At 63.1% G+C, this 268-nt stretch carries 1 protein-coding gene; it reads right to left on the reverse strand.

Annotated elements, in window-relative coordinates:
* Positions 1-268 (reverse strand): MBL fold metallo-hydrolase (locus SAZ04_RS22230; protein ID WP_332699800.1); only part of this gene is annotated, 268 nt, incomplete at both ends.

Consider the following 268-nt stretch of genomic DNA (forward strand, 5'->3'; position numbering starts at 1 on the left):
GCCGCTGAACCAGACGCCCGGCAGTAACTGGGTCGGCGCCTCATGCAGCACGAAGTGGATGCCGATCTGCTCCATCTCCGCACGGTGCAGCCGCATATAGCTGGACTCGCTGCCGTTCTCAGGTCGGCTCAGGAAGATATCGGGTGCGGCATGCACGCGGCTCATGGCGAGCGGGTTTTTCGCCTGAAACGCGGCACGCAGTGACAGCAGCCCGGCGGTGTGGTCATCGTGGTTGTGGGTCAAGACGACATCCTCGACATCCGACAAG

The organism is Halalkalibacter lacteus (genome assembly GCF_036663595.1).
Taxonomy (GTDB): domain Bacteria; phylum Bacillota; class Bacilli; order Bacillales; family Bacillaceae_D; genus Halalkalibacter; species Halalkalibacter lacteus.